The 13,870-nt window shown below is 59.7% G+C and carries 13 protein-coding genes and 1 tRNA gene; 10 read left to right on the forward strand and 4 right to left on the reverse strand.

Translation table 11 applies throughout. The features are described 5' to 3' along the window. Positions 1–3 precede the first annotated feature (3 nt). The 4 genes from sufC (at position 4) to Q5H33_RS01180 (ending at position 3,304) form a co-directional block, all read left to right on the forward strand. Positions 4–783, forward strand: coding sequence for a Fe-S cluster assembly ATPase SufC (gene sufC, locus Q5H33_RS01165; protein ID WP_011743126.1), 780 nt, complete (start codon positions 4–6; stop codon positions 781–783). Further along, entirely contained in the window at positions 780–2,054 is a 1,275-nt protein-coding gene (locus tag Q5H33_RS01170; RefSeq protein WP_011743127.1) for a cysteine desulfurase, read from the forward strand. The genes sufC and Q5H33_RS01170 overlap by 4 nt, the downstream gene beginning before the upstream one ends. 6 nt (positions 2,055–2,060) lie before the next feature. Further along, positions 2,061–2,612, forward strand: coding sequence for a Fe-S cluster assembly sulfur transfer protein SufU (gene sufU, locus Q5H33_RS01175; RefSeq protein ID WP_003809470.1), 552 nt, complete (start codon positions 2,061–2,063; stop codon positions 2,610–2,612). A 104-nt stretch (positions 2,613–2,716) separates the two neighbouring features. Further along, the gene (locus Q5H33_RS01180) at positions 2,717–3,304 is read left to right on the forward strand and encodes a metal-sulfur cluster assembly factor (protein WP_003809468.1); all 588 of its coding nucleotides are present in this window, start codon (positions 2,717–2,719) and stop codon (positions 3,302–3,304) included. 117 nt (positions 3,305–3,421) lie between these two features. Here Q5H33_RS01180 and glgC read toward each other — a convergent pair whose 3' ends face one another. The 3 genes from glgC to Q5H33_RS01195 form a co-directional block, all read right to left on the reverse strand. After that, positions 3,422–4,666: a glucose-1-phosphate adenylyltransferase gene (gene glgC, locus Q5H33_RS01185; RefSeq protein ID WP_003809465.1), complete on the reverse strand. Its 1,245-nt coding sequence runs from the start codon at positions 4,664–4,666 to the stop codon at positions 3,422–3,424. A gap of 179 nt (positions 4,667–4,845) precedes the next feature. Beyond that, positions 4,846–5,724 (reverse strand): RNA methyltransferase, encoded by an 879-nt coding sequence (locus tag Q5H33_RS01190; protein ID WP_003809463.1) that lies wholly within the window; start codon positions 5,722–5,724, stop codon positions 4,846–4,848. Positions 5,725–5,791: 67 nt separating this feature from the next. Continuing rightward, positions 5,792–5,879, reverse strand: a tRNA-Leu gene (locus tag Q5H33_RS01195). A gap of 121 nt (positions 5,880–6,000) precedes the next feature. On the opposite strand from Q5H33_RS01195, the gene Q5H33_RS01200 reads away from it, so the two are divergent. The 6 genes from Q5H33_RS01200 (at position 6,001) to era (ending at position 11,410) form a co-directional block, all read left to right on the forward strand. Continuing rightward, positions 6,001–6,798 carry a 16S rRNA (uracil(1498)-N(3))-methyltransferase gene (locus Q5H33_RS01200; RefSeq protein WP_033499432.1) on the forward strand — a complete coding sequence of 266 codons (798 nt, stop codon included), beginning with the start codon at positions 6,001–6,003 and terminating at the stop codon, positions 6,796–6,798. Positions 6,799–6,892: 94 nt separating this feature from the next. Beyond that, positions 6,893–7,228 (forward strand): histidine triad nucleotide-binding protein, encoded by a 336-nt coding sequence (locus Q5H33_RS01205; RefSeq protein ID WP_011743131.1) that lies wholly within the window; start codon positions 6,893–6,895, stop codon positions 7,226–7,228. A 44-nt stretch (positions 7,229–7,272) separates the two neighbouring features. After that, positions 7,273–8,406: a PhoH family protein gene (locus tag Q5H33_RS01210; protein WP_003809457.1), complete on the forward strand. Its 1,134-nt coding sequence runs from the start codon at positions 7,273–7,275 to the stop codon at positions 8,404–8,406. After that, positions 8,407–8,952, forward strand: coding sequence for an rRNA maturation RNase YbeY (ybeY, locus tag Q5H33_RS01215; RefSeq protein WP_035011076.1), 546 nt, complete (start codon positions 8,407–8,409; stop codon positions 8,950–8,952). Between the two features lie 48 nt (positions 8,953–9,000). Continuing rightward, positions 9,001–10,419 (forward strand): hemolysin family protein, encoded by a 1,419-nt coding sequence (locus tag Q5H33_RS01220; RefSeq protein ID WP_003809453.1) that lies wholly within the window; start codon positions 9,001–9,003, stop codon positions 10,417–10,419. Beyond that, positions 10,412–11,410, forward strand: coding sequence for a GTPase Era (gene era / locus Q5H33_RS01225; RefSeq protein WP_003809452.1), 999 nt, complete (start codon positions 10,412–10,414; stop codon positions 11,408–11,410). Before Q5H33_RS01220 ends, era begins: the two co-directional genes overlap by 8 nt. Positions 11,411–11,602: 192 nt before the next feature. Here era and Q5H33_RS01230 read toward each other — a convergent pair whose 3' ends face one another. Then, positions 11,603–13,639, reverse strand: coding sequence for a long-chain fatty acid--CoA ligase (locus Q5H33_RS01230; protein ID WP_003809451.1), 2,037 nt, complete (start codon positions 13,637–13,639; stop codon positions 11,603–11,605). Positions 13,640–13,870: the final 231 nt, after the last annotated feature.

Here is a 13,870-nt window from a genome sequence, read left to right on the forward strand (position 1 = left end):
ACCATGTCAACCCTTGAAATCAAAGATCTGTACGCGCACGTCGAAACCAAGGACGGCATCAAGCCGATTCTCAAAGGCGTGAACCTGACCGTCAACTCCGGTGAAACCCATGCCATCATGGGCCCCAACGGTTCCGGCAAATCCACCCTGGCATACACGCTGGCCGGCCACCCGAAGTACATCGTCGACTCCGGCCAGGTGCTGCTCGACGGCGAGGACATCCTCAAGATGACCCCGGACGAGCGAGCCAAGGCGGGCATCTTCCTGGCCATGCAGTACCCGGTCGAAGTGCCGGGCGTGTCCATGACCAACTTCCTGCGCACCGCCAAAACCGAAGTGGACGGCAAGGCGCCGGCCATCCGTACATGGACGAAGGAACTGTCCGAAGCCATGAAGCGGCTCAAGATGGACCCGAAGTTCGCCACCCGTTCCGTGAACGAAGGCTTCTCCGGCGGTGAGAAGAAGCGCGCGGAAGTGCTGCAGCTCGAACTGCTCAAGCCGAAGTTCGCCATCCTCGACGAAACCGACTCCGGCCTCGACGTCGACGCGCTGCGCATCGTTTCCGAAGGTGTGAACCGTGCCAAGGAAGCCAACCAGTTCGGCATCCTCATGGTCACCCACTACACCCGCATCCTGCGTTACATCAAGCCGGACATCGTGCACGTGTTCGCCGACGGCCACTTCATCAAGACCGGCGGTCCGGAACTCGCCGACGAGCTTGAGGAGACCGGCTACGACGCATACCTGCCGGAAGGCTCCGATTCGGAAAGCGCATTGGCATGACCGATTTCGCAGCGATCCGCAGCCAATTTCCGATTCTCGACCAGGAAATCCACGGCCATCCGCTGGTATACCTCGATTCCGCCGCGACATCGCAGAAGCCGCAGTGCGTGATCGACGCGGAATCGGACTTCTACCGCACCATCAACGCCGGAGTGCACCGAGGCGCGCATGAGCTTGCCGCGCGTAGCACCATGGCGTTCGAGGATGCGCGCGCCAAAGTGGCCAAGCTGGTTGGCGCCGATTCGGCGGAAGGCGAAGAGGAGATCGTCGTCACCGCCGGCGCCACCGCAGGACTGAACCTGTTGGCCACCGCATTCGGCAACGCGTCGCTTGGACGCGGGGGAGAGGCCGCCAAGCGTTTCGCGTTGAAACCGGGCGATGAGATCGTCGTCACCAAGGCGGAACACCATTCCGTGCTGCTGCCGTTCCAGGAACTTGCGCTGCGCACCGGCGCCACGCTCAAATGGTTCGACTTGGACGAGGAAGGCCGTGTGCGTTCCGACACCGCGAACGAAGTAATCACCGACCGCACGAAGATCGTTGCCGTCACGCATGTGGGCAATACCACAGGAGCGATTACCGACATCGCGCCGATTATCCGCCGCGCCCACGAGGTGGGTGCCGTGTTCGTGCTCGACGCATGCCAGTCCGTGCCGCACCTCAAAGTGGATTTCCACGCTTTGGACGTCGATTTCGCCGCATGGAGCGCCCACAAAATGTATGGCCCGACCGGCGTCGGATTCCTCTATGGCAAGCGTGAAATGCTTGAGGCATTGCCTCCGGCCAATTTCGGCGGATCCATGGTGGAGCTTGCCTGGATGGACCAGGAAGCCCAGTACATGGAGCCTCCCGCACGATTCGAAGCGGGCACGCAGCCGGTGGCACAGGTCGTCGCCGCCGGTGTCGCCGCCGAATGGCTGATGAACATCGGCATGGAAAACCTCGAGGCGCACGAACGCACCATCACCGACGAACTGCTCAAAATGGGCGATATCGACGGCATCCGAATCCTCGGACCCCGCTCCAACAAGGAGCGCATCGGTACCGTCGCGTTCGAAGTCGAAGGCGTGCACCCGCACGACGTCGGCCAGTTCATCGACGCGCAGGGCATCGCCATCCGCGTCGGACACCACTGCGCGCAGCCGGTGCACCGACACTTCGGCGTGTATGCCTCCAACCGCGCGTCCAGCGGCATCTACAATTCGGTCGAAGACGCGCAGGCCCTCATCGAGGCGCTCGGCAAAGTTCGTCCGTTCTTTGGAGTTGAGTAACGAAATATGAGTGATTTTGAGATGTCCGGAAGCGACCTTGAGCAGATGTACCAGGAAGTCATCCTCGAAGCCGCGAAGAACCCGCACGGCAAGGAGCATTTCGCACCTGACCTCGCTTCGGAAAATGCCTCGCATGCCGCCGAAACCACGGTGCAGACCAGCCACGAATACTGCACGCCGGGAGAATCGCACCAATTCAACCCGACCTGTGGTGACGAGGCCACCATCCATGCCGAAGTCTCCGATGCCGAGCCATACACCATCGAACGGCTCGTATGGGATGGCCACGGATGCTCCATCTCCCAAGCCAGCCTGTCCGTCATGGTCGATCTCGTCGAAGGCAAAACCGTGGACGAGGCCATGAAACTTGCCGAAACCTTCCATAAGCTTATGGAGTCACGCGGCAAAGGACTGAATGACGAACAGGCCGAGGAATCCTTGGAGGACGGCATCGTCTTCCAAGGGGTCTCCCAGTATCCGATGCGCATCAAATGCGCGCTGCTCGGCTGGGAGGGCATGAAGGACGCCGTGGCCAAGGCTCTGGCCGCGAAAGCCTGAGCCTTCAACTCGGCGTTTGGAAAAACACTAGTGACAAACCCCAAGCGACGCGCTATTCTTGCTCAACAGATACAAGCAACGTCCATCAACAGTTTGGAGAGACAATGAGCGACACCCTGGTACCCGAACCGCAGGCGTCGATCTTCGATTCCGTGACCAAGGCCTTGGGCAACGATGAGGACGCGGCCCGTCGCGTCATGCTCAATCCGAACCTGGCCAAAGGGTTCAAGGACGGCAAACCGGTGAACAAGGAATCCAAAAAAGACGGGCAGGACATTTGCGGCTGCGGCAATCATGCCGACGCGTGCGGATGCTCCCAACCGCAGGATGACGACATTCCGCTGAAAGCCGTCGACGATATCGGACGTGCCACGGCAGCTGACGTGAAAGAAGCCCTGCACCAGGTCATCGACCCGGAACTCGGCATCGACGTCATCGACCTTGGTCTGGTTTACGGCATCGAAATCGACGAACTGGGCCGAGCCATCATCACGATGACGCTCACCACGCCGGCCTGCCCGCTGACCGACCTGATCGAAGACGAATGCGCCAGCACCCTCGCCGGTCTCGTCGAAGAATTCCGCATCGACTGGACCTGGCAACCTCGTTGGACGATGGACAAGATCACGCCGGAAGGCCGTGACCAGCTCGCCGCGCTCGGCTTCAATTTCGACAATCTGCCGAAATACTGACGTTTGCTGCGGTTGCCGTGCAGTGAACCGCAGCCGCCAAACGTAAGAAAAACGGAACAACATACGAAAGGCGCGCCTCCCGAACGGGGAAGCGCGCCTTTCGTATTACGACGTATGTCAGTCGTCGACCACGGTACCCTTCGGCACCACGGTGATGCCTTCCGGCGTGACGGTGAAGCCACGCGCCAAATCATGCTCGGTATCGATGCCAACGGTCGAATTCTCCGTCAACACGACGTTCTTGTCGAGAATCGCCTTGTAGACCCGCGCGCGACGGTTGACGACCACACCGTCGAACAGAATCGAATCGACGACCTGAGACCACGAATGGATGCGCACGTTCGGCGACAGGACGGAATGGTGCACCTCGCCGCCGGAAACGATGACGCCGGGGGAGACGATCGAATCGGTGGCATGGCCCAGGCGGTCGCGGCCGGCATGCACGAACTTCGCCGGCGGCAGGTTGCCGGACAGCGTGTAGATAGGCCATTCGGTGTTGTACAGGTTGAACTCCGGCACATAGGAGATCAGATCCATATGCGCATCGTAGAACTGCTTCAGCGTGCCCACGTCACGCCAGTAGGCGTGGTCGGTCGGTGTGGCTCCCGGAATCTCGTTGGAATTGAAATCGTAGACGCCGGCCTCGTTGCGTGCCGCGAAATACGGCGCGATGTCGCCGCCCATATCATGCTTCGTATCCTCGGCCTTCTCATCCAACGAAAGCGCCGCGAACAAGGCATCGGTGTTGGCCACATAGTTGCCCATGGAGGCCAGGATGGAATTCGGGTCGTCCGGCAGTCCCGTGGTGGTCTGCGGCTTCTCCTGGAAGCTCTTGATCATATTCGGATGATCGGGATCGACCTCGATCACACCGAACTGGTTGGACTGGCTGATGGGCTGACGGATGCCGGCAACGGTGAATTCCGCGCCGGATTCGATGTGCTGCTGCACCATCTGCTGGAAATCCATGCGATAGACATGGTCGGCGCCGACAATCACCACGATGTCGGGCTGCACGTCCTCAATGATGTTGATGGTCTGGTAGATGGCGTCGGCCGAGCCGAGATACCAATGCTTGCCGAGACGCTGCTGCGCCGGCACAGGGGAGACGTAGTTGCCCAACAGCGGCGAGAAACGCCATACAGTGGAGATATGGCGGTCAAGCGAATGGGACTTGTACTGGGTAAGCACGACCGTCTGCATGTAGCCGGAATTCACCAGATTGCTCAGCGGAAAATCAATCAGACGGAACACGCCGCCGAATGGGACGGCAGGCTTGGCCCTGTCCCTGGTCAATGGCATCAGACGGGTGCCCTCACCGCCTGCCAGCACGATGGAAAGAATCTTTGGGTTCTTCGCCATGGGAACTCCTCTCTGAGAGCGTCTTGCGACACCGTACGCACGGTCGGTCCGCTTCATCACGAAACCGCTTACGCACACTATGATTGCATAAATTCAGCAAATCGCAAGGAGTTTGCAGCGCGAGTCTTGAAAATTTCCAGTTCGTTTCAGCAACGTTTCACCATGCGTTCATGCGCGTCTCACGCATGATGGTCCACTCGACGCGTCGCATAGAAGGCGACCGCGCTTGATGCGGCGACATTGAGACTGTCCACGCCGTGGCTCATGGGAATCTTCACCGTAAGGTCGGCGCGGGAGATGGTGTGGTGCGACAGTCCATCTCCTTCGGTACCGAAAATCAACGCGAGCTTGTCAATATGGTCGCTTTCAGTCTCGGCGTTGTTGAGACGGCGGACCAATTCGGCCAAAGAAATGGAATCATCCTCAAGCGCCATCGCTACGGTGGTGAACCCCAGATCATGCAGTTCCCGCATGCCGGTGAACGGCCAATAATGCTTGTCGTCCCCTCCGATGCGCGTCCACGGCACTTGGAACACCGTGCCCATGGACACGCGTGCCGCGCGCCGGTACAACGGGTCGCCACAGGACGGAGTGACGAGCACCGCATCCACGTCGAGCGCCGCAGCCGAACGCATGAGAGCGCCCACATTCGTGTGGTCGACGATATTCTCCATGACCGCGACCCGGCGAGCGCCACGGCAGACCTCTTCGACGCTGGGCAGGGACCAGCGTTTCATCGCGGCAAGGGCTCCGCGATGCAGCCGGTAGCCGGTTAGACGTTTGAGCTGCTCAGGCGAAGCGACATACACGGGAATGCCATCGCCCCAACGTTTCTCGATGACATCGAACATGCCGCTCATGCCGTCGATCCACGACTCCTCGACCAGCAGGGAAATCGGCTCGCGTCCAGCGGCCAGGGCACGGTCTATCACTTTGGGCGATTCGGCGATGAACAATCCCTTGCTGGGCTCCAGCCTGTTGCGCAGCTGGATTTCCGTGAGATTCACATAAGCCGCCACACGCTCGTCGTCGATGGAGTCAAGATGAATGAACCGCATTGCCCGTATTCCGCCAATCTTTCGTCAGATACAAGAAAACCCCTTGTCTCCAAGGGGTTTATTCCGGTGTCCGGAGCGGGACTTGAACCCGCACGCCTGTATAAAATAGGCACTAGCACCTCAAGCTAGCGCGTCTACCATTCCGCCACCCGGACAGGTGCGTTGCTCAGCGGCAACGAATGAAAACTATAGCAGTTGAAATCCATGATGCAAATCCTGGCGTGTCGCGATAGGTCCGATATGGGTTATGTGGGGTTCCTGATAGGCTCGGAAGCTATGACTGATGCCCTTTTTCTGCTTGATACGGACCATGACGACGTACCGGTGAACAGCGACGAGCTCAACGCCGGATGGAGGCTGACGCTTCCCTCATCCGTACGCAGGCACGCCATCCAGGCCATGCGATTGAAGGACGGCGACGAACTGCAGCTTTCCGACGGCAGGGGATTGCGCATCCACGCCGTACTGCGCGACGCGCAGCAGGGAATCGCGGAAGTGCTGCGATTCGGCAAGGAGCCGCAGCCGGTCACCAGGCTCGCGCTGGTGCAGGCTCTCGCCAAAACCGGCCATGACGAGCAGGCGATCGATATGGCCACGCAGATCGGCGTCGATCAGGTGATTCCCTGGCAGGCCGACCGTTCCATCGCCAAATGGAAGGCAGGACGTACTGACAAAAAGTGGAGGCAGGTGCTGGAATCCGCCACCGAACAGTCGCGCAGATCGTGGACGCCCCAGCTGGACGATTGCGTGACCAGCAAGCAGGTGGTCGCCATCTGCAAGCGCGCATGCGTGCATGGCGACATGGTGATCGTGCTGCATCAAGATGCCACGAAGACCTGGGAACAACTGGAAACCGGTATCGCCAAACTGTCCGATACGTGTCTGAAGGACGGACGTCCGCGCACCATATATGTGCTCGTCGGTCCGGAAGGCGGCATCAGCGACGCCGAAGTCGAGGCGTTCACGAAAGCCGGCGCCGAAGTGTGCGTGCTGGGAAGCAACATCCTACGTGCGTCCACCGCCGGTCCGGTCGCGCTGTCATTGCTCGCGCGAGCATTGGGACGTTTCGTCTGATCCCGGCTCCATTGCGTGAAATTGCCGGAATCGCCCCGTTTCCTGCTGGTGTAGCATGGTAGCGAAGGTTTTTCCAATACCGATAAGGAGCGTTATGAGCGACAAGGATTGCCTGTTCTGCAAGATTATCGCAGGTGAGATTCCCAGCGAGAAGGTGTACGAGGACGATGCCACCTACGCCTTCAAGGACATCAATCCGAAAGCCAAGGTGCACGTACTGATCGTGCCGCGCAAGCACTACGCGAACGTCGCCGAACTCGCCAAAGAGGATCCGGCACAGCTCGCCCACATGGCCGAAGTGGCGCAGAAAATCGCCGACCAGGAGTTCCATGGCGCCTTCCGTCTGATCTTCAACACCGGAATCGACGCCGGACAGACCGTGTTCCACGTGCACGCCCACGTGCTTACCGGCGAAAAGCTCGACGAATAGTCCACATACTGCCTACCGCCAATACCGACATCGGAAGAGGTTCTGTGCCCACCACTACACGCACCATCGCGATACCCCAACAGCTTGATCCGGTGACCGTGCTCGGCCCTGTGGACGAGGTGCTTCGGGAAGTCGAACGTGCGTTCCCCGACCTGACCATCATCGTACGGGGCAACCGCATCGCCATCATGTCGCATTCCAGCAAATCCGAATCCCAAGCCGCCCAAGCCGAACAGGTGGTTGCCGATATCATCCAAGCCGCCTATACCGCGCCGATGGACGCCGATACCGTCCGTCGCATGCTCGACCAGAACGTGCTTAAAAATCCGGTCCGCGCCACACATCCCGGCCACGGCCGCGTGGTGGAGGAATTGCGCATGGCCGGCAGGCAACAGTCGCACGCGTCCCATCGTGAGGAAACCGCAGACAGGCGGCGTCCTCACGTGCCGGGCGTCATCACCTTCGCGCTCGGCAAACCGGTCCGTGCCAAAACCGCCGGACAGATAGCCTACGTCAACGCCATCGAATCGCACACCATCACCTTCGCCATCGGACCGGCAGGCACCGGCAAAACCTATCTTGCCGTAGCCAAAGCGGTACGTGCTTTCCAAGACAGGCAGGTCCGGCGCATCATACTGACCCGTCCCGCCGTCGAAGCAGGGGAGAACCTCGGCTTCCTGCCGGGCACGCTCAACGAAAAGGTCGACCCGTACCTGCGACCGCTGTACGACGCGCTGTCCGACATGCTCGGAGCGGACCAGCTCAAGCGATACATGGACGACGGCACCATCGAAGTGGCGCCGCTCGCCTACATGCGCGGCCGCACGCTCAACGACGCGTTCGTGATCCTCGACGAGGCCCAGAACACCACCGAACAGCAGATGAAGATGTTCCTGACCCGACTGGGATTCAACACCAAAATGGTCATCACCGGCGACGTGACCCAAGTGGATCTGACCGTGCCGAAATCAGGTCTGGCCACCATCGAACGCATCCTCGACGGCATCGACGACATCGCCTTCGCCCACCTGAAGCCCGAAGACGTGGTCCGCCACGCGCTCGTGGGCAAAATCGTCGCCGCCTACGACAGGCACACGGCCATAGCGGGAGACCACAGCAGAAGCGCGCGTGCCGCATCATCGCAACCATTCGACGACAAGAACAAGGAAAACGCATAAATGAGCGTTGAAGTGACGAACGAAACCGCCTGGCAGATCGACGGCAAAATCTTTTCCGACCTCGGCGTATGGGTCATGAGCCAGATGAGGGTCAGCACACAATCCGACCTGACCATCATGTTCGTGGACCCGGATCCCATCGCCCAACTGCACATGCGTTGGATGAACCTCGAAGGCCCCACCGACGTCATGAGCTTCCCAATGGACGAACTGCGCCCCGGAGACGGCGGAACCGAAATGGAAGGCGTGCTGGGCGACATCGTGCTATGCCCGTGGGTGGCCGCCCAGCAGGCGCTCGCGGCCGGCCACAGCACCATGGAGGAAATGATGCTGCTGACCATCCACGGCATCCTCCACCTGCTCGGATACGACCATGTCACACCCGAACAGGAACGGCAGATGTTCGGCTTGCAACGCCAGCTGCTATTGACGTTCTTCGCGCTTCGACAGGGAGCCGGCGCGCAGGCGACGCTTCCCGCCGGCACGCCGGATGCGCTCGCCGAATGGGACCGCGAACACGGGGCCGGCGGCAAAACGGCCAAATGACGGCATGATGCATCATCCGACGGTTTCGAAAGTGGGGGTTGACGAACCATGGAAACAACGACTATCACGATGATTGCGATTCTCGTCGTCATCGCATTGCTGCTGGTCTGGCTGTCGCTGTCGATGGCCGCGACGGAAGGCGCGGTGGGACGTGTCACGAGGGCAAGTCTGAACAACCTCATTCTTGAGATTCAGACGGATACGGAGGCGTCGCAATTCATACGCGACAAGAAGATCAAACGCATCCACAAGGTGCAGCGGCTGATCGCCGACCGCTACGCGACCGCCGGTTCATGCGCGTTCTTCCGCATCACCTGCAATGTGCTTGACGGTGTGTTGGTCGCCGCGATCGCGTCGTTGTGCGATGCGCCGTTATGGGCGGGACTGCTTGTCGGCTTCGTGTTCGCGCTGGTGGTCGCGGTGATTTCGCTGCTGGTCCGTCCACGTAGCGCGGGCGCCTCCAAACCGGTCGATCTGATGCTGAAGCATGCCGATGCGGCGTCGGTCGCGGTGGCTTTGACGCCATTCGCTAAAATCGGCGGACAGAAGGATGCGAAACGTCATTCGAATGATCTGTCGGACGATGAGGAGCTTGAAAAAATCCAACTCGAACAAGGGCGCGCCACCATAGATCGTCTGGTCGAGGCGAATGATTTCGACCCTGAGGTTTCCGAAATGCTGCGCAACGTATTGACGTTGTCCGAAACGTTGACGCGTGAGATCATGGTGCCGCGCACTGATATGATTTGCATCGAACGAGGGGAGACGCTGGAGAACATGCTGAAATTGTGCTCCCGTTCCGGATTCTCCCGTATACCGGTCATCGGCGATGATGTGGATGATCTGGTCGGCGTGGCATACCTGAAGGATGCCGTGCGCGCCACGGCGTTCAATCCCGCGGCGATATCCCGCGATGTCGAATCCATCGTCCGTGACCCGATGCTGGTGCCCGAATCCAAGCCGGTCGACGACCTGTTCCACCAGATGCAGCGCACCCGCCAGCATGTGGCTATCGTCGTGGATGAATACGGCGGCATCGCCGGCCTGGTCACCATCGAAGACACCATCGAACAGATCGTCGGCGAACTGGAGGACGAGCACGACCGTACCCAGCATGCCGATCCGGAACAAATCGGCGAGAACAAATGGAGCATGCCGGCACGCACGCCCATCGCCGACTTGGAGGAGATCTTCGAAATCGACATCGACGAGGACGACGTCGACACGGTATACGGTCTGCTCACCAAGCTGCTTGGCCGCGTGCCGATCGTCGGTTCGACGGCCGTCACCAGGGGCCTGCGCCTGACCGCGGTCGACTCCGCGGGACGCCGCAAGAAAGTGTCCACCATCGTGGTGGAACCGGCCCACGTCGAGGGCGTGGACGAAACTGAACAACACGAAGACCATACGAACGGTGCCGAAGAGGCATCCCATGACGACAAGGATTCCAAGGACAAGCATGACTGACGCAGATGTGACCGAACCGGCTTCCCAGCATTCCGACGCCGAAGCCCCCGTTCCATATCGTTCCGGCTTCGTCGCGGTGGTCGGACGTCCGAACGTCGGCAAATCGACGCTGATCAACGCGCTTATCGGCACGCAGATCGCCATCGCCTCATCCCGTCCGGAGACTACACGTAAGGCCATCCGCGGCATTCTGACCACAGACAACGCGCAGATCGTGCTGGTCGATACCCCCGGTATCCACCGTCCGCGTACGCTGCTCGGACAGCGGCTGAACGATGTCGTCGACGAATCGCTATCCGATGTCGACGCGATCGCCTTCCTGCTGCCCGCCGACCAGGAAATCGGCCCCGGCGACAAACGCATTCTGAGCAGGCTGCGTTCTGATTTCGCCGTCAAACGCGACGACGGCACATTCAAATGGAAGGTGCCGCTGATCGCCATCGTCACCAAAATCGACGAATTGGACCGAAGCGCTTTGATCGACAAGCTCATCGAAATCAACGAGTTCGCCGACTTCACCGACATTGTGCCGGTGAGCGCCCTCGAGCACGACAATCTCGCCGAAGTACGCAACGTGCTGGTGGAGAACATGCCCGAAGGACCGCAGATGTATCCGGCCGAGCAAATCACCGAAGAACGTCCGGAAGACACCATCGCCGAACTGATTCGAGGCGCGTTCCTGGAGGAATTGGATGACGAGCTGCCGCATTCGCTCGCCGTGGTGGTGGATTCCATCGAATATCCGGAAGACAACGACAGCGGCGAATCCTACGCGGGCAAGGCGCAGGTGATTGTGTCGATCTACGTGGAACGTGATTCGCAGAAGCCGATCATCATCGGACATAACGCGGAGCATCTGGTACGCGTCAAGAAGAAGCTGCGCACCGCGGTCAACCGCATCGTCGGGCAGAAGGCCAAGCTCGACCTGCATGTCAAGGTGGCCAAGGGATGGCAGTCGGATCCTAAGCAGCTTGAGAAGCTGGGCTTCTAAGCCGCTTAGGATCCGCTTCGCGGCGAAGCTGCTCACTTCGCCTACGGTCAGCCCACTGGGCTGCCCGTTTGACGGCTCAGCCAAGCAGCTTGAGAAGCTGGGCTTCTGATTTTTTCCGGGTGGGAACAATAAAGCCTGCCGCTGTTTATGCGGCAGGCTTTCTTATGCTCTAAGCTTGTTGGTGCTGGATGGTCACTTCTTCTTGGTGTACATTTGCGTGTTCAGCAGGGTGGCGTAACGCTTGATCACCTTCGGACGGATGACCTTCATGGAAGCGGTCATCAAACCGTTCTCCTGTGTGAACTCCTCCGGCAGGATGATGAACTTACGCACGGATTCGGCACGGGACACGCCCTCATTGGCCTGATCGACCCACTTCTGGACTTCGGCGCGGACGGCCGCGTTGCTGGAGGCCTCCTCCATCGACATATCTCGGTTGAGACCCTTGCTTTCCAGCCATGGACGCAACGCTTCCTCGTCAAGCGTGATCAGCGCGGAGATGAACGGACGCTTGTCGCCAAGCACCAACGCCTGAGAGACGAATTCGCAACGCTTGATGACATCCTCGATCGGGCCAGGGGAGACGTTCTTGCCGCCGGCGGTGATGATGAGATCCTTCTTGCGTCCGATGATGTACAGGAAGCCATCGTCGTCAATGCGGCCCAAGTCGCCGGTCTTGTACCAGCCATCCTCGGTAAAGGAATCCTCGGTGGCCTCGCCGTTCTTATGGTACTTCGGGAACACCGAAGCGCCCTTGACCTGAATCTCCCCATCCTCGGCGATACGCAGCTCGAAACCAGGGAACGCGATGCCGACGGAACCCTGATGATACGGCACGCCAAGCACGTTGAACGCGCACGGCGCGGTGGTTTCGGTCAATCCGTAGCCTTCGTAGACCGGCACGCCGGCACCACGGAAGAACGCCAACAACTCCGGATCAAGCGGCGCACCGCCCGCGACGATCCACTTGGCGCGTCCGCCGAGCACCTCACGCAGCGAGGCATAGACCACCGGATCGAACGCCGCGCGACGTGCCTTGGTAAGCGTTCCGGTCTTCCCCTTGGTGCTGACTTCCTTCATATAATTCTGCGCGGCGACCACGGCTGCGGCGAAAGCAACGCCCTTGGCGCCATGACCGGCCTTCTGGGAAGCAGCGTTGTACACCTTCTCCAGCACACGCGGAACAACGATCATGATGGTCGGCTTGGCCACCTGCAAATCGGCGGTCAATGTCTTGATGCCCTGCGCGATGTAGATATGCAGATTACTCGCCACACAGATGTAGTTGATGGCACGGGCGAAGGAATGCGCCTGAGGCAGGAACAGCAGGACGGTGTTCTTCTTGTCATGCAGCAGTTCCGGCATATAATCGGGCAGATTGAACGCGGTGGCGCAATAATGCTCATGCGTCATCTCCACGCCCTTCGGCGCGGCGGTCGAACCGGACGTGTACACAATGGAGCACAGATCGGTCTTCTGCACGGAATCGATTCGCGCATCGAGCGCCTCATCGCTCACACCGGAGCCATACGCCTTGATCTCGTCAAGACCACCGGTCTCGAAGCAGACGATGTGCTCCAAAGTCGGGCATTCGGTTTCGGCCCCGTCCGCCTTCGCCTTCATATCAGTGGTTTCCACGACCAGCAGACGCGCATCGGAATTGTTGACGATATTGCGGATCTGCTCGGCGGAATCGGTATCGTAAATCGTGGCGAGCACGCCGCCGCAGGCCATGACGGCCGCGTCGAACACATCCCAATCGTAGGAGGTGCGGCACATGAAAGCCACGCCATCGCCCTTCTTCAAACCATAATGCAGCAAGCCCTTCGCGACGGCGCGGATGTCGGCGAGCGTCTCATTTGCGGTCTTGGTGTGCCAATCGCCATCTTGCTTGAACGTGTACAATGGTTCGTCGCCCATACGAGCGGCGCGGTCGGCGTAGATATCGTAGATGGAGGTGCCTTCGTCTAGCGGCGGATTGCCCTCTGTCTTCGTGGTCAACAGTCCGGTTTCAGGGTCAAGGAACGTGGTGGACGGGTATCCCGGTCCCCATTCAGCGGTGTGCGGCAGCTCGATATGGCCATCGGGGGAGAGGATGCTGTTCGGGTCGTTGTAATCCGGTGTATTGCCGGAATCGTCGCTGACCGGGTGCACGAAATCGTTGCCCAAGCGCAACGCCTTCCTTGCGAGATTAGTGGCCTGCTTGTTCAACGAGGTGATGATGGACACGTGACTCTCCTACGTATATAAACGGTATCTAAAGAAGGAATGATAGCCCGTCGCGCGCGACACGTCACCTTACGGTAGCGTAAGGTGACAGGCCATCAGGGAAACGGGCGGCGCATGCCGGATACAGCCCGTGATTCGAAAGATGAACGATTGCGGCCGCGATGTTGCCGTGTACGTTACACTTGGGCGCTGTATCTGTTCATTAGATTTCTTTAACGAGGAAGAAAGGGC

This window comes from uncultured Bifidobacterium sp. (assembly GCF_959020145.1).
In the GTDB taxonomy this organism is placed as follows: domain Bacteria; phylum Actinomycetota; class Actinomycetes; order Actinomycetales; family Bifidobacteriaceae; genus Bifidobacterium.